The organism is Alteromonas sp. KUL150, assembly GCF_009811475.1.
Classification (GTDB): domain Bacteria; phylum Pseudomonadota; class Gammaproteobacteria; order Enterobacterales; family Alteromonadaceae; genus Alteromonas; species Alteromonas gracilis.
Genome location: NZ_BLIJ01000032.1, coordinates 12806 through 33937, shown reverse-complemented (window position 1 = coordinate 33937; position 21132 = coordinate 12806). Strand labels below are relative to the sequence as shown.

General features: G+C 42.8%; 19 protein-coding genes. 6 read left to right on the top strand and 13 right to left on the bottom strand.

The window, feature by feature from the left end:
- Nucleotides 1-2: 2 nt before the first annotated feature.
- The 9 genes from GVO62_RS07135 to GVO62_RS07095 all read right to left on the bottom strand — a co-directional run bounded on the left by GVO62_RS07135 (nucleotide 3) and on the right by GVO62_RS07095 (nucleotide 10660).
- Nucleotides 3-533 (bottom strand): acyloxyacyl hydrolase, encoded by a 531-nt coding sequence (locus GVO62_RS07135; protein ID WP_120963089.1) that lies wholly within the window; start codon nucleotides 531-533, stop codon nucleotides 3-5.
- 134 nt (nucleotides 534-667) lie between these two features.
- Entirely contained in the window at nucleotides 668-1498 is an 831-nt protein-coding gene (locus tag GVO62_RS07130; protein ID WP_159118366.1) for a hypothetical protein, read from the bottom strand.
- Nucleotides 1479-2270 (bottom strand): hypothetical protein, encoded by a 792-nt coding sequence (locus tag GVO62_RS07125; protein ID WP_159118365.1) that lies wholly within the window; start codon nucleotides 2268-2270, stop codon nucleotides 1479-1481. Before GVO62_RS07125 ends, GVO62_RS07130 begins: the two co-directional genes overlap by 20 nt.
- Before the next feature lie 142 nt (nucleotides 2271-2412).
- Entirely contained in the window at nucleotides 2413-5502 is a 3090-nt protein-coding gene (locus tag GVO62_RS07120; RefSeq protein ID WP_159118364.1) for an error-prone DNA polymerase, read from the bottom strand.
- 29 nt (nucleotides 5503-5531) lie between these two features.
- Nucleotides 5532-6995: a Y-family DNA polymerase gene (locus GVO62_RS07115; RefSeq protein WP_159118363.1), complete on the bottom strand. Its 1464-nt coding sequence runs from the start codon at nucleotides 6993-6995 to the stop codon at nucleotides 5532-5534.
- 2 nt (nucleotides 6996-6997) lie between these two features.
- A complete protein-coding gene (locus tag GVO62_RS07110) occupies nucleotides 6998-7738 on the bottom strand; it encodes a recombinase RecA (protein WP_159118362.1) in 741 nt (246 codons plus the stop codon).
- Nucleotides 7739-8020: 282 nt separating this feature from the next.
- Nucleotides 8021-8533, bottom strand: coding sequence for a hypothetical protein (locus tag GVO62_RS07105; RefSeq protein WP_159118361.1), 513 nt, complete (start codon nucleotides 8531-8533; stop codon nucleotides 8021-8023).
- Between the two features lies 1 nt (nucleotide 8534).
- Nucleotides 8535-10286, bottom strand: coding sequence for a DUF885 domain-containing protein (locus GVO62_RS07100; RefSeq protein WP_159118360.1), 1752 nt, complete (start codon nucleotides 10284-10286; stop codon nucleotides 8535-8537).
- 38 nt (nucleotides 10287-10324) lie between these two features.
- Nucleotides 10325-10660, bottom strand: a complete 336-nt coding sequence (locus GVO62_RS07095; protein WP_105929808.1) for a DUF1820 family protein — start codon at nucleotides 10658-10660, stop codon at nucleotides 10325-10327.
- A 187-nt stretch (nucleotides 10661-10847) separates the two neighbouring features.
- On the opposite strand from GVO62_RS07095, the gene GVO62_RS07090 reads away from it, so the two are divergent.
- Nucleotides 10848-12485 carry a M28 family metallopeptidase gene (locus GVO62_RS07090; protein WP_159118359.1) on the top strand — a complete coding sequence of 546 codons (1638 nt, stop codon included), beginning with the start codon at nucleotides 10848-10850 and terminating at the stop codon, nucleotides 12483-12485.
- A 63-nt stretch (nucleotides 12486-12548) separates the two neighbouring features.
- On the opposite strand, the gene GVO62_RS07085 is transcribed toward GVO62_RS07090, so the two are convergent.
- The 3 genes from GVO62_RS07085 to coaBC all read right to left on the bottom strand — a co-directional run bounded on the left by GVO62_RS07085 (nucleotide 12549) and on the right by coaBC (nucleotide 15302).
- The gene (locus GVO62_RS07085) at nucleotides 12549-13292 is read right to left on the bottom strand and encodes a glycosyltransferase family 25 protein (RefSeq protein ID WP_159118358.1); all 744 of its coding nucleotides are present in this window, start codon (nucleotides 13290-13292) and stop codon (nucleotides 12549-12551) included.
- Between the two features lie 74 nt (nucleotides 13293-13366).
- Nucleotides 13367-13957 (bottom strand): nucleoid occlusion factor SlmA, encoded by a 591-nt coding sequence (gene slmA, locus GVO62_RS07080; RefSeq protein WP_105929811.1) that lies wholly within the window; start codon nucleotides 13955-13957, stop codon nucleotides 13367-13369.
- A 115-nt stretch (nucleotides 13958-14072) separates the two neighbouring features.
- Nucleotides 14073-15302, bottom strand: a complete 1230-nt coding sequence (gene coaBC / locus GVO62_RS07075) for a bifunctional phosphopantothenoylcysteine decarboxylase/phosphopantothenate--cysteine ligase CoaBC (protein WP_159118357.1) — start codon at nucleotides 15300-15302, stop codon at nucleotides 14073-14075.
- A 206-nt stretch (nucleotides 15303-15508) separates the two neighbouring features.
- Between coaBC and radC the strand changes: the two genes are divergently transcribed.
- From radC to GVO62_RS07050, 5 genes are all read left to right on the top strand, one after another.
- The gene (radC, locus tag GVO62_RS07070; protein WP_159118356.1) at nucleotides 15509-16186 is read left to right on the top strand and encodes a RadC family protein; all 678 of its coding nucleotides are present in this window, start codon (nucleotides 15509-15511) and stop codon (nucleotides 16184-16186) included.
- Between the two features lie 92 nt (nucleotides 16187-16278).
- The gene (locus GVO62_RS07065; RefSeq protein ID WP_159118355.1) at nucleotides 16279-16638 is read left to right on the top strand and encodes a hypothetical protein; all 360 of its coding nucleotides are present in this window, start codon (nucleotides 16279-16281) and stop codon (nucleotides 16636-16638) included.
- Nucleotides 16639-16730: 92 nt separating this feature from the next.
- The gene (locus GVO62_RS07060) at nucleotides 16731-17420 is read left to right on the top strand and encodes a YjbF family lipoprotein (protein WP_159118354.1); all 690 of its coding nucleotides are present in this window, start codon (nucleotides 16731-16733) and stop codon (nucleotides 17418-17420) included.
- A complete protein-coding gene (locus tag GVO62_RS07055) occupies nucleotides 17420-18169 on the top strand; it encodes a capsule biosynthesis GfcC family protein (RefSeq protein WP_159118353.1) in 750 nt (249 codons plus the stop codon). The genes GVO62_RS07060 and GVO62_RS07055 overlap by 1 nt, the downstream gene beginning before the upstream one ends.
- A complete protein-coding gene (locus tag GVO62_RS07050) occupies nucleotides 18166-20268 on the top strand; it encodes a YjbH domain-containing protein (RefSeq protein ID WP_159118352.1) in 2103 nt (700 codons plus the stop codon). Before GVO62_RS07055 ends, GVO62_RS07050 begins: the two co-directional genes overlap by 4 nt.
- A 33-nt stretch (nucleotides 20269-20301) precedes the next feature.
- Here the strand turns inward: GVO62_RS07050 and GVO62_RS07045 are convergent, their stop codons facing one another.
- Nucleotides 20302-21093: a glycosyltransferase family 25 protein gene (locus GVO62_RS07045; RefSeq protein WP_159118351.1), complete on the bottom strand. Its 792-nt coding sequence runs from the start codon at nucleotides 21091-21093 to the stop codon at nucleotides 20302-20304.
- Nucleotides 21094-21132 lie beyond the last annotated feature (39 nt).

Here is a 21132-nt window from a genome sequence, read left to right as displayed (position 1 = left end):
GTTTAGAAGTGGTAGGCGTATGACAAGTTTAGAAAGTCCAACCCAGGATTGTCATTGTTAAATCCGCCGTTAGAAAAATGCATATATCGCAACGCTACGTGTTGCTTTTTATCAAGCTCCACAAAGATGCCAATACGATCTTCGAATTGATAATTTGACCCAATATCTTTGCCAGCCACTTCTTGATCACCAATATAACTCGCACCAATACCTGCCTCTATATAAACCGGATATTGGTCATTTAGCGTGGCAACTTGCTTCATAAAAACGGGAGTGATGGATGCAGCATAGCTTGTGCTGTGTGTGTCGTTTTCTCCGTATTCCCAGACAACTGCGCTTACCTCCCAATATAACTTTAAGTCGCCAAACCAGTCGGTTACAAAAGTTTGTTCCAAAGGCCTGTACGCAAACCGCATTCCGTCGATATCATCGAACCCATGCATATAGTCAACGCTTACAGTCTGTCGAGCTTGTACCGAATTCGCAGTAAAAGTGATAAAAAAAGAAAATAGTAGAAATGATATCTGTTTCATAATTGCTCCTTGATTTGGTAATCAATAAGCAAAATTTTCTCCAACAATAAAAGTTATATATATCAATATGATAAGATTTAAAACCCCTGGTTTAAGCGACTGTTTATGTGTTATTTACTGCGGTTATGGAATTATTACAAGGCTGACCACAGAACGTTTTTTGTAAGTCCCTGTTGTTTCATCAGCCGCAGAGTTAACTGCTTGGTTTCTTCAATACCATACTTATTTTTTATTTCATCGATGGTTTTTGAGTTGGAATTAAGAAACGCATTGAGTTCGTGAATAATGTCAGGATGTTTTAGTGTTGAAACGGAGAAAGACACCGTGTTGTAAGGAAGCGTTAGATCAGCAGTGAACTCGCCAATATTAGGATATCGACGAAGAATACGTTGAGCTACGTTGTATTCTATATCCATGGCATTGGCTTTCTCTTTGTTTAATAGTGATAACCCCTCATAGACGCTGTTCACACCAATTACGTTCACGGTATTTTCGCTGATTTGTTTCTTCCATTTAGCTGGGGTAAAACCGTCGGGAATAATGAGGTTACTCACAAAGCTAATGCCCTTACCCTTGTTTTCTGGTTTTACTAACGTAACAGCAAAAGTGTCTACCAGTGGGAGAGAGTAAGCCTTATCAACGCTATATATTATATGGTCGTTCCATCTAGGGTTATCTGGAAAAACGAAATCAACATTCCCTTTTTTTAATTCAATTTGAAGGCGTTTAACGGGCATGCTTAGGTAGATAAACTGGTGCCCACTGTGTTTTGAAAACGCTTCCAGTATGGCCCATCCTAAACCTTTTTCATGGGGTGAAGAAAAGTTGTAATAAGGTGAGTATTCAATATTTTGAGCGCCTACGATGTAGGTCTCGGCTTTAATAGTCGAAGAAAAAAATGAAACACAAAGTATTATCGATATAGTCTGAATAAAACGGTGTGTGCTATTGCCAAACCTCTTCAATTTGCAATCCTTGTTCATTTAAAAGCTGCTGTGTCAGTTTTTCAAAGTCCATTACGCCGTACTTCAACTTAATACTATCAATTAATTCGGGGTTTGAGGATATAAAATCATTTAGTTCAGCAATAACGTCGGAGTGGTAAAGCGTAGATAGAGAGAAAGGTATTTCATTGTGTGGAAGGGTCAAATCTAAAGTAAATACATCTTTCTCAAAATAAAGCGATGAGGAGTGTTGGCTCACAAAATACTCTAAATCGAGGGCGTCTACACGCTCCTGATATAAAAGATCCATTCCCTGTTGAATAGTATTTACCCATATAATCTTAGTACTTTGATTATTTATCCGCATTTGCCAATTAACAGGTGTGAACCCTAATGGCATGGCGAGATGTTTTATCGCCCCAATACCTTTTCCGACATTTTCTTTTTTAACAATAGTTCCTGTCATGGCATGCGTAAGGGGAGAAGAAAAGTGTTTGTCTTTCGACGTAGTAGTGCTGTTATACCATCCGCTGTTGTCAGGATAAACGAAGTCTACATTACCTTTAACCAGTTCAAGCTGAAGTCTTCGTATTGGTAAACTTACGTAAATAAATTCATGTCCAGAAGCGTCGGAGAATGCTTCTAAAACAGACCACGCTACGCCTTTATCAGCGGTGGAGGCAAAGTCGTAATGAGGAAAGTATGCTAAATTCTGAGCCCCAATAATGTACTTTTCAGCATAGACATTAACACTTAGCAGGGAGGCACAGAAAATCATAATCCATCGAATCATTTAAACTCCAAAATGATCACAGTTCTTTACAAAACGCTTTAAGTTTAATCACTTTGGTATTTAAAGCAATTAACTCGCCTCTTGATATAGAAAAAGCACGGGATAAAGAAATTAAGGTGCTATTACTTGAGAGTAAAAATGTCTAATGAAAATCTCGTGAGTTAAGCGATATTTTTTCTAACCAAGGTGTGCGATCAATAAGTTTACCAGCGATAATATGTATCACTCCCTCTTTGGAGCGTTCAATAATGCCATTAACTTGCAAAAGCTTAGCTTTTAAAAAGGTTTGTTGCTGCGCTCTGGCTGTGGATTGCCATACGACGACGTTCATATTGCCAATATCATCTTCTAAGGTAAGAAATGTGACGCCAGCGGCTGTACCAGGCGCTTGACGGCCCGTTACGGCACCAAGAACTTTAACTACTGATTTATTTTTCTTAGTAACGAGGGAATTAGACCAGCTAATATCTTTGAGCTGATGTTGTTGTCGAAGTAATGAAATTGGGTGGTTATTAACGGATAGTCCTGTCGATGCATAATCTTCGAGTAAATTTTCAGCATCACTGGGCGAAACATTTAATGTGCTGATGTTTTCATTAGTATATTTCTCTTCTGCGTCGAACAAAGGTAAGCGCGTTTGCGTATCCATTATTTTCCAGCGTGTTTCATAGCGGTTACCTGAAATGGTACGCAGTGCATCGGCGCTTGCGAGCGCTTCTAGTTCATTACTCTTGAGCGATAGCTGGTGTAGTTGTTCTACATTGACGTATCCCTTGTTAGACCTATTCTTCACAAGTTGTTGGGACGACGTTTCGCTAAGCCCTTTGATAAGCTTAAGACCTAATTGTATGCGCTTTTCTTGGTTTACTATAACTAGGGTATGTTCAGTGTCAGATTTGTTCACACAGGGAGCTTCTACGTGAATATTATGCCGCTTTGCATCTTGCACTAGCTGTGACGGCGTGTAAAAGCCCATTGGCCAGCTGTTTAATAACGCCACATAAAACTCTACAGGGAAGTAAAACTTAAGCCAGCAAGATACATAAGCCAATACTGCGAAAGAAGCGGAATGCGACTCTGGAAAGCCATACCCTGCGAACCCCTTAATCTGTTCAAATAAGTTATGAGCAAAAGTATTGTCATAACCTTTATCTGTCATACCTTTGATTAGCTTGTCTCTAAACTCGAAAATCCTTCCGTCCTTTTTCCAGCTCGCCATAGCGCGACGAAGTTGGTCAGCTTCACCCCCACTGAAGCCTGCGGCAACCATAGCAAGTTGAATGACCTGCTCTTGGAAAATAGGTACGCCCATAGTACGGGACAGCACCTTTTCGACTTCTTTTGAGGGATACTCGATAGTTTCGTTACCGTGACGGCGTATTAAATAAGGGTGCACCATATCCCCCTGAATTGGTCCTGGCCGAACAATGGCAATTTGTACTACCAAATCATAGTACCGACGAGGTTTTAACCTTGGCAGCATAGACATTTGGGCCCTTGACTCTATCTGGAAAACGCCGACGGTATCAGCGCGACAAATCATATCGAAAACCTGTTTGTCATCGCCAAGTTTAGTGATGAAGGGAATGCTTGTCTGAACGGGGTATTGCTTATTAATGAGGGCAAAAGCCCGGCGAATAGCGCTTAACATACCCAGAGCCAATACATCGACTTTTAATAGACCTAGTGTTTCTATATCGTCTTTGTCCCACTGAATAATCGTGCGAGCTTCCATCGCTGCGTTTTCCACAGGAACTAAGTCATACAAAGGGCCCGCGCTTATCACAAACCCGCCTACATGCTGTGACAAATGCCTTGGCGTGCCCAATAGAGATTCGGTTAAGTTAATAAGCTGTTGTACTCGTTTCTCTTGCGGATTTAAGCCGAGGTTGGCTAGTTGGGACTTCCACGGTATAACGCTATCCCGACGGTTTATTTGCTTAACAACAAAGTCCAGTTGAGATTCGCTAAAGCCTAGTGCTTTTCCCACATCTTTAAATGCTGATTTAAAGCGGTAACAAATTACCGTCGCGGCGATAGCGGTTCTTTCTCTGCCGTACTTTTTATAAATATACTGAATAATTTCTTCACGGCGTTGATGCTCAAAATCCACATCAATGTCAGGCGGTTCATTGCGCTCTTTTGAAATAAAGCGTTCAAAAAGTACGCTAATTTGTCTAGGGTCAACGGCGGTAATTTCTAAACAATAGCAAACCACAGAGTTCGCCGCAGAGCCACGACCTTGATATAGGATGCGCTGTTGTTTGGCAAACTGGACGATATCGTAAATTGTTAGAAAAAAATATTCATACTCTTGCTCGGTAATCAGCGCAAACTCTTTTTCAATGGTCTGCCTAATTTCCGTAGTAATACCTTCTGGAAAGCGAATTTTAATCCCTTCTTCTACACGCTCTCTTAAATAAGACGTAGGTGTGTAGCCTTTGGGAACAAGTTCCGCTGGATATTGATAGCGCAGCTCCTCCAAAGAAAACGTAAATAATTGGCTAAGAGCATTAGTATTCGCCACCCACTTTTCAGGATATAGCTTCTTAATTTTATGTATGGTGCGTAAGCTACGTTCTGCATTACTTAATGCACTTCTTCCTATCTCGTCAACGCTGGTATGAACTTTTGTGGCGTGCAAAATATGCTGTAGTGGTAACCTATCTGCGTGATGCATCAATACACCCGTACATGCAATAACAGGAAATGAGTAGGTAGATTGCAAAGCGTTATAGTGCGCAAATCTATGATGATCACGTCCATCTAGTAAGCGCTGCGCACCTATGTAGACGTCTATGCTGGGGTGCTTTAGCAGCCATTCTGCCCAATGTTTATCTTGGGTTTCCTTCTCACTGGGCAACCAGATAAATTTACAGTGTCGAATGGTGCGCAAATCCCATTCGGCTAGTTGATATTCACCTTTTTCAGAACGGCGCCTTGCATTAGTGATGATTCGGCATAGCTCACTGTAGGCAGCCTTATCTGGGCACAACAATACAAAGGATAAGGTCTCATCAAATACAAAGTAACTGCCCACAATAAGCTTGATAGGTAATTTTTGGTGGGTAATTTCATCGAAGGCTCGTACTATGCCTGCTACAGAGCATTCATCAGTAATAGCGAGAGCCTCGTAGCCAAGAAAAGACGCTGTGGTAACTAGCTCAGCAGGAGAAGAAGCCCCGCAAAGAAAGCTATAGTTGCTTTGACAAAATAGTTCGCTGTACTTCATGCTACCGTGCTTACCCTAACCACATATACCTAACAAAAAAGCCCTTGTACCCACCATCGAGATTCTTCATCTTTAAACACCAATAACCGGACACTCTGAGAGGTCTGCGCAATGAAGTAATCGCGCTTAGCAGGACGGTCGTGCCACCATTCGCTATTTAACCGTAAGGGCCCAAAACAAATTTGTGTTGGTTGAGTAAGTGGCATAGGAACATCAAAGGTAAAAGTAGGCGCAGTATCGCAAGCATAAGCATATTCAGATGCGTTCGGTTCGGTTACCGTCATATATTCAAACTGATGGCTGTTGGCTGCGCGAGGTTGAAAAGTGCTTTTATCACCTAGCTTAGCGTTTAAGCGGCCAATGAGTTGCTTTTGTGCCACATCATTAAATCGGTCGCTGAAAAAGTCGCCATTATGAGTATCTATTTCTTCAAATTGATGGCATTTAAGCTCAACAGCAGTAGCGGGTTCAGGCAATACAAGGTTTTCAATTTTAAGGGTAAATAACGGCAGCCAGCTTTTAACAGAAGACTGAGGTAGCGCAGATTGGATCTCAATATTCATGGGCGGCGCTTCTCTAAATTGAATGTATATGGCCACGTTTGATGTGTATAAATTTCTAGCTCGTAAATAATGAGATAAATGCTCAAGTTGTTGAGTCACAAAAGGCGTTAAGTGCTGTATGTTTTCTACGTCAAAGGGTAACAGTAAGAAGTTATCGAAGCGCTCTAGCGGCCTAAATAGCGTAACGCGGGGAAACGTCTCTCCTCTCAGTGCAGTCAGATACATAATGGTGTTATTGTCAAAGCGTCGACCTAGCTCTTGGACAGGCATGGCGAGTAACTGTTGCACTCTAGTAATTCCCACTCTAGCCAGCGACTCTATAACTTTAGGCGCCAGTGCAGTAAGAGAAAGAGGGCATGCATTTAACGCTTTTTTTATGTCATCAAGTGTATATACGTAAGTGCTGTACTTTTGAAGTGCCAGTACCTTTGCCGCTTCTATTGTCCACGCACAGCCAAAGTGGTAACGAACATCAGACTCCGATAACGCCTGCGTGAGGGTTTTCCATAGAGGCTCATGGCCACCGTAGTAATGGATTAAATTATCTAATCTTATAGCTAGTCCGCCTGCAGATGTGTGACTATCTAGCACAATGTCTGATGCCAGCGGATAAAGCCGATGTGCTAACTGCGTTAGCATATGTCTTTCGTTTTCTTCATTGAAAGGCAGTACATGTACATAAGGGCATAGTGCAGCCGCTTGCGCTAAACCATGCCCGATTTCAATGCCTTCTTTCTTTGCAATATCATTGCATTGAACAATTTTATTTATCTTACTGCAGTAGACGACAACGGGTGTGCTTAAAGGTAGTGACGAACCTTTATTGTTAGCATCATTACAAGACTCTTGATAATGCGCAGCTTTGCGCCTAGTCGCTCTATTATGACTATCTAAAGTAAGTTGGTAGCAGTAAATATAAGCCCATAGCATGGTCAGCTCACAGAGTGTAGCGCCTGATCAGAAAGCGTATTGTGCGTCATTGCCCACTTAATGGCGTTATTATCAGGCGTCCATTTGTGTGAAATAACAATGTTATCTTTAGGCCATCCATGACGCTGTTTGCGAATATTTACCGATAAAGCGTGCGAGGTTCCTTGCAGATAAAGATCTAAAGTAATAGGTAGCGCATCGTCGCTATAAGCTTGGGCGCTGCTTAATGGTCTGTTTTGTTGTTTACTTGACGATGACAGCGGCGGATGCACCGGAGTATAAAGCAAGCATAGGGCATCATTATGCGTCGCAGCTACCTGTAAACGGCGGGCTTCCTTTTGGCTTATTGCATTACTCCACAGCACCACGCAATGACAAGCTGTACTTTTTAGGCATTGCTCTGCCGCCCACAAGGACTCTTGCTGTGTATGCGTTTTTACTACAAGTACTTGTTGCGTCTTAAGGCCTAAATTTTCTAACCACGGCGACTGCAAACGCCCTGGAGGATTGATAAATACAACGAGTTTATGAGTACGATGCAGGCATATTACGTCTTTAAACAATGAGAGTTCACCAACGCCCGTTAGAGAAGCTATACGTACTAAGCCTGTAGAAGCAACGCCACCGTTAAGCGCTTTATCTAATAGCGGAAAACCTAATGAAAACTTTGTTTCATTTTGCTTTTGTTCTCTGGCCCGCCAAATATGAGGGTGGTTGTTAAGCATGGATAACGGTTTATTCATAGCACTCAAAATGAACTGTATTTATATACAGTATTATAGTGCAGCAATGATCCTTTTCAAGATTAAAGGCTCAAGCCTTGAAGCTTTTAATGCTAACTTATTGATTAGTTTGAAAAGGTAAAAGATTAAATCTTTAAGAAGAAGGGAGGTGTCAAGGGGCAGACGAGTATTTAAATTTTCAATTCAAGACAAAACAGCTATTAAGGCCTGCTGCTCTTTACCATACAGCAAAGAGCCGCCAGGCCCTGATAACGCTCTACTTGTGTTAATCAGTAAGCAGAACTAGCTTTCTTGTAAGGCCGCTGCAGATTGATTGGCTTTAGTAGTATTTATCGGTGCAGTAACCGTTTGGCAAAACGCGATAAAACCATCTGCTGTATTTTTTGCCCATACCATGCGCACATTGCTGGGCAGTGTTTTTACCATATCGCGAACCTCTTCAAGCGTTACGTCCTCATTCAGCAACGCTTTATTTAAAGACTCTTCAAGCGACATACCTTTCTCACAGCACGCCATTACAATGGTCGAGAAATTTCGCATTAGCGAGTGAAGTATTTGATAGTGCGATTGTTCGATAAGACGACTTTTATAATCACTTTCTACGCGTGCAGTAAAGTTCTTTTCTAATGCGTCTGTGACGAGAACAAGATTGCGATAAGCATAAGTTACTTTGCTGCTGGTTTGCTTATTTGAATGGCGCAATAGCGCCAATTCTTTTTGTAAGTTCTGCGTTCGCAGTACCAAGTAAATTAAAAACAGGATAAGTAATCCAATAACACCAAATGCAACGAACATCTTATTTTGCCTTTTGCTTTTCTATAAACGTATTTATGTGTTGTTCTAAAATAAAAAGTGGGACAGACCCATTTTCCAAAACGGCGCGATGAAATTTACGAACATCAAAACGCTGTCCTAGTGCAGTCTCTGCTTTTGCACGAAGCGCTTTAATTTTAATTTCGCCAATTTTGTACGATAACGCCTGTGCAGGCCATGAAATATAGCGGTCTATTTCTGTATTAACGTTGTGCTCAGAAAGCGCGGTGTTTTCCATCATGTAGTCCACCGCTTGTTGACGGCTCCAGCCCATCGTATGCATACCAGTATCAACCACTAAACGACACGCACGCCACATTTCGTAGCTTAAGCGGCCAAAGTTGTCATAAGGCGTTTCGTAAATACCTGCTTCTATGCCCAAAAACTCAGAGTACAGACCCCAGCCTTCACCAAACGCTGAAATATAGGTGTTACGACGTACCATAGGTAAGTTTTCAAGCTCTGCTGCCAACGATATTTGAAGGTGGTGGCCAGGCACTGCTTCGTGCAAGGTCAGTGCAGGCAATGCATACAAAGGGCGCTTATCGAGGGCATACGTGTTTACCCAGTAATATCCTGGCTGATCATCGCGGCTAGGATGAATATAACGGCCCGTTGTATATTTAGGCGCGATAGCGTCTGGTACAGGCGCTACACCGTAAGGCGTTCTTGGCAGATACTCAAAGAGCGAAGGAAGCTTTGCGTCCATTTTCTTTGCAATAAATGACGCCTCTTTCAGCAAATCTTCAGCGCTGGTGGCATAAAATTGCGGGTCTTCCCGTAAAAATGTAATGAAGTCGTTAATGTCGCCATCAAAGCCAAGCTCATCCACAATTTGTTGCATTTGCGCGCGAATGCGTTTTACTTCTGATAACCCTAAATCATGTATTTCCTGCGGCGTCATATCAGTAGTCGTGTAATGCTTTGCTCTATTAGCATAATACGCCACACCATCAGGCCAGTTATTTGCGGCAATATCTTTACGGGCATTGGGAATGTATTCATCTACCATGAAGTCGTAGAACATTTGATATGCAGGCAACACGCTGTTGTTTATGGCTGCCTTACCCTGTTCCGTTAGCGCTGATTTTTGTTCGGCAGTAAAGTACTCAGGAAACCGGGTAAATGGAGAATAAAAGCCACTGTCTTCAGCCTTTTCAACAATGTAAGACGCCACTGAGTTTTCAAACCCTTTCAACACGACTTTAGGTTGCGTGTAGCCTTCTTTTAGCGCCTGTTTCATGTACGAAATTTGTTGGTCGAAGTAAGGCTTTAGCGCGCTTAGACGGCTAATGTAGGCTTGATAATCTTCTACGCGCTTAAAGGTTGATAAATTAGGAAGCGAGGCCATCGCACCGTGGAAGCCATATTCTGAATTGATGGGTACCAAGTGCGCGCGATACATATATTCGTCCACATAATTAGCTAAACGATATTGCTGCATTAGCAAGGCAATATAAGCGTCAGTAGAGATATTCTCTTTTTCATACTGACTTAAGGCTTTTTGAAAAGCGCGCCATTGCTCATCTTGTGCTTTCAAAGCTTTGGGAGAGTTATCTGGTAACACGTGAGCGAGTGAAGTATCGCCTTCTCTGGAGGCTAAAAGTGGCGAAACCGAAAGCTCGTATTGCCAAATTTCATCGAGAAGTTGGTACAAGCTTTCATCGTTCAATTCTTTTGCTGTGGTGCCTATACTGCAAACTAATAGTAATGCCGCGAATACGTAGCGATACATAGGGATCTCCGGCAACCTTTACCGGCTGGGTCCGGCGGTTACTCTTTTGTTGGTGTATATATTGGACTAGGGAATGCCGTTACTTTATCAGATTTATTTTCTAATTTAGTAATTTTGGCAGAACCTTTTTTATTTACAGCGTCAATGCGCAAAATGTTGTGCATTGGAACATACGTTTTTGTTACTTCCGAGAATTCGTTTTTTAGTCTTTCATGACTAGGATCCACAACAACACTTGTGTGGGTATCCCACACAAAGTCACCTATTTCTATAAAACCAAACAAAGCGCCTTGTATAAGGGTTTTTACATACAATTCGTAGCGTTCGCCATTGCTGGTAAATTGAACGCGGTAAAGAATATCGTCTTTCGACATAGATGCTGCTCTTCACTAAAAAAATAACAATATCCGGAAATCGAGCCGGCATGTGGCTGATAATTTTACCTTGCTCCTAAAATGCGAGCAACGGTAGGAAACACATGGTAAACGAAAGCTGTTTGATGGTATTTCTCGTATCAACTGCGTTACTATGACGCACACTTAGTTATACGGTGAAATTAAAATGATAAAAAAACTCCTTATTGGTAGTGCAATGACAGCAATTACATTTGCTGCAACAGCACATAACCACGCATCGACAGATAATGCTTTCAACCCTGATACACAGCGAATCAAATCGCACTTGTTTTTCTTAGCAGACGATTTACTTGAAGGGCGAGATACTGGCTCTCGAGGTCATGAAATCGCGGCGCTTTATATTGCGACCGAATTTGCCAAATATGGTTTGAAGCCTGCAGGCACAGATGGCTACATACAAAATGTATCGTTTCGCAAAGCCAATTTGGTTCAAGAATCACCTAAGTTTACATTTACACAAAACGGCGAAACCGTTGATTTTGATTATCCGAAAGAATATTTAGCTAGCCCAAGCTTGCTTAGCACTGAGGCCAATGTAAAAGGTGAGATGGTATTCGTAGGCTACGGCATTGTGGCTGATGAGTTATCTCATAACGATTATAAAGACCTAGATGTTGAAGGGAAAATTGTTGTAGCGCTTGCGGGTAAGCCAAGCGACTTTCCATCAGAAGAGGGTGCTCACTTCGCGTCTGGCTATCAAAAACAAAAGTATGCGGTAGACAATGGTGCTATCGGTATGATCACTGTCACTACGCCTAAAAACGAGAAAGTGCGCCCATATCAGAGCCGCTTGAACTACATTCATACACCGCGTATGGCGTGGTTAGACGATAATGGCGAGCCTGCGAATAGTTTTTCTCAGCTTAAAGGCGGCGCTTACATGAGTGAAGGGGCTGCACGTAAACTGTTTCAAGGCGCAGAAAAGAGCCTTGATGACGTTTATGCAGTTCTTGAAGCTGACAAAGTACCGCAAGGCTTTGCGTTAAACGGCGTAGTTGATATCAGCAAGACGAGCGTGCACGACACCATCACAAGCCCAAATGTTGTGGGTGTGCTTGAAGGTTCAGACCCGGAGCTTAAAGACGAGTACGTGGTTTTCTCTGCTCACTCTGATCACATTGGTTTTGCCAAAACAGTGAAGAAAGACAACATCAATAACGGTGCTATGGACAATGCATCGGGTACGTCTGTCATGTTAGAAACTGCACGCCTGTTTAGCGAAATGAAAGAAAAGCCAAAGCGCTCAATTCTGTTCGTGTCGGTAACCGGTGAAGAGAAAGGCCTTCTAGGTGCAGATTATTTCGCCCGTAACCCAACAGTACCTGTTACTTCAATGGTGGCGAACGTAAACTTGGATATGCCTATTCTGACTTACGAGTTTGCAGACGTTATTGCCTTTGGTGCTAATCACAGTGATTTGCAAGACTCAGTGGAAAAAGCCGCAGCCAATGCTGATATCGAACTAAGCCCAGATCCATGGCCTGAGCAAGCCTTGTTCACACGCTCAGATCACTATGCGTTTGTAAAACAAGGCGTACCTTCAGTATTTATGGTGCCGGGTCTTAAGTCAAAAGATCCTAATGTAGATGGCAGCAAGGTCTTCGGTCAGTTCTTATCTACCCACTACCACAAGCCAAGCGATGATTTAAATCAACCATTTAACTGGAACGCCGCCGAAACTTTTACAAAAGTGAACGCGCAAATCGGTTGGACATTGGCAAATCAGAAGAACAAGCCTAAGTGGAACGAGGGTGACTTCTTTGGGAAGACGTTTAGTAAATAACATGTGTTGACTAAATAGCAGTGACTAGCGTCGGCCTTCATTAATGAAGGCCGACGTTTTTGATTATTGGCTAATTTCTGTCAAATCTGCAGAAAGCTTTTTACGCTCAAAGTACATCTTTATACGGAATTTTAAGTTTCGCCAAAAGGAGCTGTGATTAGAGTGACGGCCACCGTTTATAACTTCAATAGCGCTGACGAACGTTTTATCCTGAGTGAAGGGATACGGGCGAATTCCAACAACGCTTATCCCCACCTCGCTATGGAACTGCATATCGACATCTACAGCCCGAAAAAATAACTTACGTTTTAGTAATTTTTCAGCACCAGATAAGCTTAATGCATATGCCGCTGCGCAATTTGGAACTTTAAAAAAACTACCTAGAGTAAAGGTATTATCTAATGACATTGAGTCGATAAAAGGGTTATCGCGGTTGTCGAATAATTTAATCATGTCCCAGCCTTTAAGCTGTTCAACATGCTGAAGCAGGGGCGGAAGTTTATCGTCTATACACAAATCGTCTTCTAAAATAAGACAGTAAGGTATTTTTTCTTCAGAGATCTTCATCCAAAGGTTTTGATGGCTGATATAGCAACCTATCTCTCCCACGGTAAGATTTCTATGGTGATACTTACGATTTGCATGAGCATCATAATGCTGTTCAATTTCTTCGTTGCTCAACACCCGTCCAACGGTTGCGTCAAACCGAATAGGATGAAGACCCAGTGCGATGAGCTTCGAAGATGTTGACTCCCAACGCTCAACGCAGGCTTCCATATTGATTACAAAAATTGGGATACTCTTCATAATTAATCGCTTTTAAGCAACGGTCGCACTGCGCTATTAAAAAGCGAACTTTCGCAACAGCGGGCCCATATTTATCACTGAACAAACATTTGTTTAAACGTAGCCCATTGCTCATTGAACTGCTCTGTCGGCTTGCGGGTAAAGCCGCTGCGAATAAAGCCGTTAATGCGACCATCAGTGTAGCTAATCAGCATATTGGCGATAATCGCTTCATCTGCGGATAGTGTCTTACCTTCGCGTAGTTTGCGCTCCCTCAATACTTGTTTAAGCTGCGTTTCTAAACGCTCAAAAAGTTTTGCAATACGCGCGCGCAAACGGTCTTGTTCGCCCATAAGTGCATCACCATTTAAGATGCGGGTAATGCCTGGGTTTTTCTCCGCAAAGCCTAAAATGAGATGTAAGATAAGCTGGCAGCGCGTAAGCGAGTCTTTTTCTTCATTCACAATTTTATTGATACGTGTGAAGAGCGTTTCTTCGATAAACTCAATGAGTCCCTCAAACATGCGCGCTTTACTTGGAAAGTGGCGATAGAGTGCCGCTTCAGACACCCCTACCTTTTCAGCTAATTTAGCCGTAGTAATACGTTGACCAGGGCTGGTTTCTAGCATTCCAGCGAGTGCTTGCAGAATTTGGGCTCTGCGATTTGTTTTTTTGACAGCAGGCATGACGAAAGTAATTCCTCCGCTACCGAGTTACAGCAACTCGGGCTCCATGTTAAATTGGCTTACACCAAAGCGTTTATTTTTATCGTTTTTATTATCGACACTTAATAAGTATCTGTTAGCTTTTATTACTAAGCGCAAAACGCTCTGCAATAAGTGCAACTAGCTGTTCCGCCAGCTCATTTTTACTCGTTGCTGGAAAACGTTTATCTCCGTCTTTCCAGATTACGTGCAGCGCATTTTTATCGCTATTAAATCCAAGACCGTCCACAGTAATGTCATTTGCAGCAATCATATCTAGCTTCTTTTTGACTAGTTTTGAACGTGCATAATCTTCAACGTGTTGGCTCTCTGCTGCAAAGCCTACGCAAAATGGCCTGTCAGGTCTTCCAGATATTTTTGCTAGAATATCAGGGTTTTTAATAAAAGTAAGTGTTAACTCATCACCTGTTTTTTTAATCTTGTTATCGGCGATAGTCGAGGCTTTATAATCAGCAACGGCTGCGGTACTGATAAAGATATCTGTGGATGGTGTGAGCTTTTCACACGCCGATAGCATGTCATCGGCAGTCACAACATCAATGCGAGAACAGTTAGCAGGGGTACTAAGAGACACTGGACCTGCGACCAATGTGACGTTAGCGCCTGCCGCTGATGCAGCTTTTGCGATAGCAAAGCCCATCTTGCCCGAACTATGGTTTGATATATAACGCACCGGGTCTAAAGGCTCTCTTGTCGGCCCAGCGGTAATCATCACATTTCTTCCCGCTAGGTTTTGTAGTGCAGGAAAGCGTTGAAATGCATGGTCTTTGGCAGTGTTCAATACGCTAGCAATATCGACAGGTTCAACCATTCTCCCAGCGCCTATATCTCCACACGCCTGTTCACCGCTCGCCGGACCGATAAACGTGACCCCATGCTCTTCTAAACACGCGATGTTGCGCTGCGTAGCTACCGCTTTCCACATTTGCTGGTTCATCGCCGGAGCTATGTAGAGCGTTGCCGTTGTTGCTAAATACAACGTGGTAAGTAAGTCGTCAGCCATACCGTGAGCGAGCTTTGCCAACGTGTTAGCCGTTGCCGGAGCAATCAATAAAATGTCGGCCCATTTAGCAAGCTCAATGTGCCCCATAGCAGCTTCTGCTGCGGGGTCTAACAGATGTTGATGGACTGGATGGCCTGATACGGCCTGTAATGCTAATGGACTCACAAACTCTGCGGCAGAGTCAGTTACAACAACACGAACATTAGCGCCTAACGCGGTAAGCTTTCGAACCATATCGGGAGCTTTGTAGGCAGCAATACCGCCAGTCACGCCCAGCAAAATGTTTTTATTAGCAATAGACATAAAAGAACACTAAATCTAAATATTGATATTAGCCTACCATGGTGACAAAAAATCGGATAGCTGAACGAAAGTCGATGTCGCCAAACTAGCCTATTTAATTTTTATCAATTGCTTTATGCCATATGAGAAACAGACCTTTAATACAGTCGTTAATACGTTGGTATTCATCTATAAACTCACTTTGAATGAGCTGGTGGACCGAGAGTATGTCAATAAAGGTGTGGCCGAAAAGCGAAAGGCCGAGAGAAAAATTGTTACAGCATGGCGCAGAAAGTTTAAGTGACGCAGAGCTTATTGCCGTCATGTTAGGAAAAGGCGTTAGGGGAAAAAGCGCGGTGGCTGTGGCTCACGAGCTATTGAATGAACTCGGGTGCTTGCGCGGGGTGGCCACGGCCTCAAAAGAAAAGTTCTCTACAATAACCGGTGTTGGCCCATGCAAGTATGCACAGTTCCAAGCGGGGTTTGAAATTTACAAACGCAATCTAGAGATAAAGCTCAAACGACAGGATGTGTTTAATAATGTTGATGATACGAAACGCTATTTGCAGGCTAAATTAAGAGACTGTGAAAGAGAAAAATTTGCGCTTTTGATGCTGGATAGTCAGCATCAACTCATTGCTTTTCGCACCATGTTTAATGGAACGATCAACAGCGCTGCAGTGTATCCTCGAGAATTGATCAAACAAGTTATGATCGATAACGCGGCTGCGATAATTTTAGTCCATAATCATCCTTCAGGCGTTGCTGAACCTAGTCATGCTGATATACGTCTAACGTCAGAGATCAAAAATGCCATGGCGTCGATCGACGTGCCTGTTCTCGATCATTTTGTGGTAGGAGACAAAGAAACTATTTCATTCGCACAGCGAGGCTTGCTACCATAAGAAACCTAAGTCATTTGTCGATTATAATCTAGTCAAATGGTTGAAAATGATTTAGCATAGGACTTAGTGGGTAATTTTATTAAAGGACTGTTATGAAGAAGTCAATTATTGCATTGTTTGCAGCTGCCACAATGGTAGCGGGTGTTAACGCACAAGATGGTGAAGGTGGTGCTGGTGCAGGTGGTGCAGGCGCAGTTAGCGGTGGTCTAATCGCTACTGGTGTTGTTGCTGCTGGTATTATCGCTGGTGTTGCAAACAACAACTCTGCAGACGCGCCTGGAAATGGTGGAACTGATCCAGTTCAACCTACGTGTGAAGGTGACGATCCACTAGTAGACGGCGTATGTGTTGGTACAACTAACACTGTTACTGTGACTACTTCTGGTACTAGCACGGTAACTAAGACAATTACTGTGCCTGTTACATTTACTTACGCGCCGACCGTACAGTAAATCTAAGAGTATTCGAAAAAGCCGCTTTTTTTAGCGGCTTTTTTATTTATATAGCAAAATTATTTGTTTTTAGTTTTAGTCGGCGTACCTCAATGAAACTACACATTCTATTAGTCATTCTAGGCTTTCTTTGTTTTTCTCTCTCAGGGTGCTCAACCACAACACTCGCTTATTACAATACGCTCAAGCTCGCTTTGAAAGACCGAAGTGTCTCGTACACGGTCGAGGAAATAGCGGCGAGTAAAGCAGATATTATGCAAATTAAAGCGGGTGAACGGGATACTGCCTCGCTTGCATTAGCCTACATTGATGGTGACAAGTACAGATGGGTATCAGGTGACAGAGTAATTTTCACTATGCATCACGGTATCATCGTCAAAACAGAAGGTTTAGATAACGACCTTTATTACATGGGCAACCTGCAGCATAACCCACTTGCAACTAATAACGTTTTACCGTTTAGCTGGGATCGCAAGGTTGACATTGCTGCCATTGGATATGGCATACCAATAGACTCATCGTGGAGAATTGAGGGAGAAGAGACTCGTGAATACCTTGGGTTTTCTGTGCCTGTAATTAAAGTCGTTGAGCACGTGTCATTTTCAGAATATACCCCTTTTATCGATGTGGGATTGTCTTGGGAAAATACTTACTTTTTGCATCAGTATTCGAAAGAGCTTCTGGCCTCAACGCAGCAGTTTAGCCCAGAAGGGGATGTGTACGACATGGTCTATCTGAGTCGAATTGTGCGTGAAATGACTAAGCAAGGAGCGGCACAATAATGAAGTTTATCTCTTCGCTAATTGCTGCATTAAGCATTACTGCAGCGGGTTCACTGTATGCTGACGACAACATGGTTAGCATAATGATAAACAAGCAAACATATCAGTTTGACAGGCCTATAAGACTGTCTAGTGCACTATCTATTGTTGCCGACAATGGTGACTGGTATTGGCCAAGTGCATCTGCGTTTGATTTATCTAATTCTAAAGCGGAACGCGAGAAAGAAATTGCGTTGTCTGAAATTAGAACGCTTCTAGCCCAATTTGATAAAGATTCTAAAACTCACGAAGCGCTTGAGAATTTGTACGAGCAGGTTGCATCATGGACAGTGTCTACCCGAATCGACATGCCAATCTCCTACAACCGTGCTCGGTTATTCTTTGAAGATAACCCAATGTTCCAGCCCGGAAAATACTGGATTCGTTTAAATGGTAGACCGAATGTTGTGCATTTCTCTGGTGCAGTTGTAAAGCCCGGCGCTTACAAGCATCAAAGTGATACCTCGGTTTATACGGCAGTGCACACGGTTAAAAAGGCAGTTGATGCCGACAGAAGTCATGTTTATGTAATCGACCCAATGGGTAACATTGAAGAAAAAGGGATTGCTTATTGGAATTTAGACTTTGCCCAAATTATGCCGGGTAGTCAGGTTTATGTGCCTATATCTTCAGAGCTTTTCAGCGATAAACTTAAGCAATTAAATAAGCGCGTCGCCGCGTTAGCAGTACATAGGGTTCTACCTCAATGAGTGCGCCACAACTTTTTACTAAAAAAACACTTGCGCTTGTTATTGGAAGCGCACTTTCTTCCACCGCTTTTGCCGACACGCAAATTCGGGTTACGCCGTCGCAAATGGTGCAAGGCGGTAACGGTCTAATCCAAACGCCAACCGCTCGTATGCGCGACGAAGGTGGAATGGCAATTAACTATACCGATAACGGCGAGTATCGTTTTTGGTCGGTAAACATACAGCTGTATGATTGGATGGAAGCCACCGCTCGTTATACTGACGTGCGTACGCGATTATATAGCCAAGTAGACTCGTTCAGTGGCGATCAAACTCTTAAAGATAAAGGATTAGATGTTAAATTCAGGCTGTGGAAAGAAAGTTACTACCTACCAGATATCAGCGTAGGCTTTCGGGATTTTGGCGGAACGGGCTTTTTTGAAAGCGAATACGTAAACGCCAGTAAGTCTGTAGGACCATTTGATTTTCACTTAGGCTTGGGCTGGGGATATTTAGGTACAGCAGACGATATTACTAATCCTTTTTGTGAAGTTAAAGATAGCTTCTGTGAACGTCCAGGCGGCTTTTCAGGCCGTGGCGGCAAGGTTGATTACGACCAATTCTTCAAAGGCACTACCGCCTTCTTTGGGGGAGTAGAGTATCAAACACCATGGGAGCCGTTAACGCTTAAACTAGAGTTTGAGGGTAACGATTACTCTCGTGACAGAGCGGGTCGTTTAGAGCAGGATTCTCGCTGGAATGTAGGCGCGGTTTACCGCTATAAAGACTTCGATTTCTCGTTGAACTACCAACGAGGTAATACGATTGGTTTTGGTGTGACCTATCGCTTTAATATGAATACAGCATCGCAGATAAAATTTGATAAAGACCCGCGCAATTTGATGGGTAGAAACGCGCCTTCTAAGGTGAAAGACGTCGATAAACCTCGACTTTATAACGATTTGTATAATTCAGGTGGCTTTATCTTATCTGATGCTGAAATTAAAGAAGACAGCGCAATCTTTTACGGAACTCAGCTAAAATATCGCGACGAAGACGAAGCCATTGAACGTGTGGGTCGTGTCGCTGCCTCAGAATTACCTGACAGCGTAAAAACTTATCATATTGTGGATAACCGCGGTGGTCTGCCGATGGTCGATACACAAATAGATGCGGAAGCCTTTATCGCTGCAGCGCGCTATGAGTCAGTGGACGCCGACATAAAAGAAACATATATAAGAACGTCACCATCTGAAGAGATCAGAAGCGCGTACGACCCTGAAAATACCTCAGGGATATTCTATGGCGCTGATTTCTTCTTTACTCAATCGTTTGGCAACCCGGAAGATTTCTTTTTATATCAGACCGGTTTGCTGTTAAACGGTGGCTATGCGTTCAATGAAAACTTCTCGGTTATGAGTAGTGCGCGAGTCACGCTTCTTGATAACTTTGACAAGTTTAACTACCTAGTTGACGGCGAAGACGTATCGTTACCTCGTGTTCGTACACGGGTTCGTGAATACGTGTCTGAAAACGATGTGTGGTTAGACACGGCCATTCTGCATTACAAAGACAATGTCGCTGACGATATTTTTGTACAGGCGTATGCTGGTTATCTCGAAACCATGTTCGCTGGTGTAGGTGGTGAAGTATTGTATCGCCCTGTTGATAGTAATGTTGCCTATGGCGTAGATATTAACTACGTAAAACAACGTGATCCATACAGTCAAACAGGCTTGGAGGATTACGACACCATCACGGGACATGCGAGCGTATATTGGCAGCCTGAATTCTTAGATGGTACGCAAATTACTGTAAGTGCGGGTCAGTTCTTAGCAAAGGACAAAGGCGTAAATATCGACTACGCCAAGCGCTTTGACAGCGGCATTATCGTTGGAGCTTATGCCGCGTTCACAGATGTGTCTTCAGAGGAGTACGGAGAAGGAAGCTTTACTAAAGGCTTTTATATTTCCATCCCTACAGACTTGTTCTTACTAGAACCGTCTAAAGGCCGTGGGTTATTCCCTTGGGTGCCTATTTCTCGCGATGGTGGGCAGTTATTGCGTCGTCCTTCAAGGTTAATAGACCTCACAGAAACCAGGTCACCTTTTTACGATTAAACAAAAAACGCCACAATGTGGCGTTTTTTTCGTTTACTCAGCGTGTAATTGAAGAGCTAAGTTTCTAAGTTGCTTACTCACTTCGCTTTTATTGCGCAAATATTGATAACCTTGTTGTGAAAGCCTGCTTAGAGGACGTCTGTCGTCTTTTGATTTCTTACTGCACGCTATAGTGCTGTCACAAGTTACATCTTGCGCAAATGGATAAGGCATTAGTGATAAAACAGTAATGCCATGCTCCCAAAAATGTTGAATTTCTGTATCGCAAGGCCTGCCAAATTTAGTGGTAGAGGCGTAGAGCTTTTGCGCTCCCTTTTTAGAAATTGCTGTCGCTGCGCCACCACTCATTGGCTTTTTATGAACAACTAGATTGAATTCGTCGTTGATAGAAAATTGTTTGGCGATCGGCCGTGTTCTGTTTGCATAAGCGCTGAGTTTAATTAAATCCCACTCATGGGTAAGGCCATTTAGCGTGGCAAAAGCTTTGTGCACGTCGCCCTCTACGAGAAAGTCATCTTCTAAAACAATGCCGTAATCAGCATCTCCCTCGGCGATGCGACGCCACGCTTCACGATGACTTAAGAAGCAGCCAATTTGAGCAGGTGTCAAATTATAATAATAGCGAGCCTTGTTTAAATCAGGGCAATAGTGCTTTAGGCAAGAATCCTCTGATAACGAACGACCACAAATTGCGGGAATGCGCTCAAACAATATATTGTGTTTTTCCAAAAGCGCCTTAGATTTTTGAAGTCTCTCTGTACTTCTATCTAAATTAATAAGGTAAACCGGGGGCATGGTTTGCGTGTTGTGTTTACGATTGGTCATAGATAGCAAAGTTGCTGATAACTACTACAGGTAATTTGA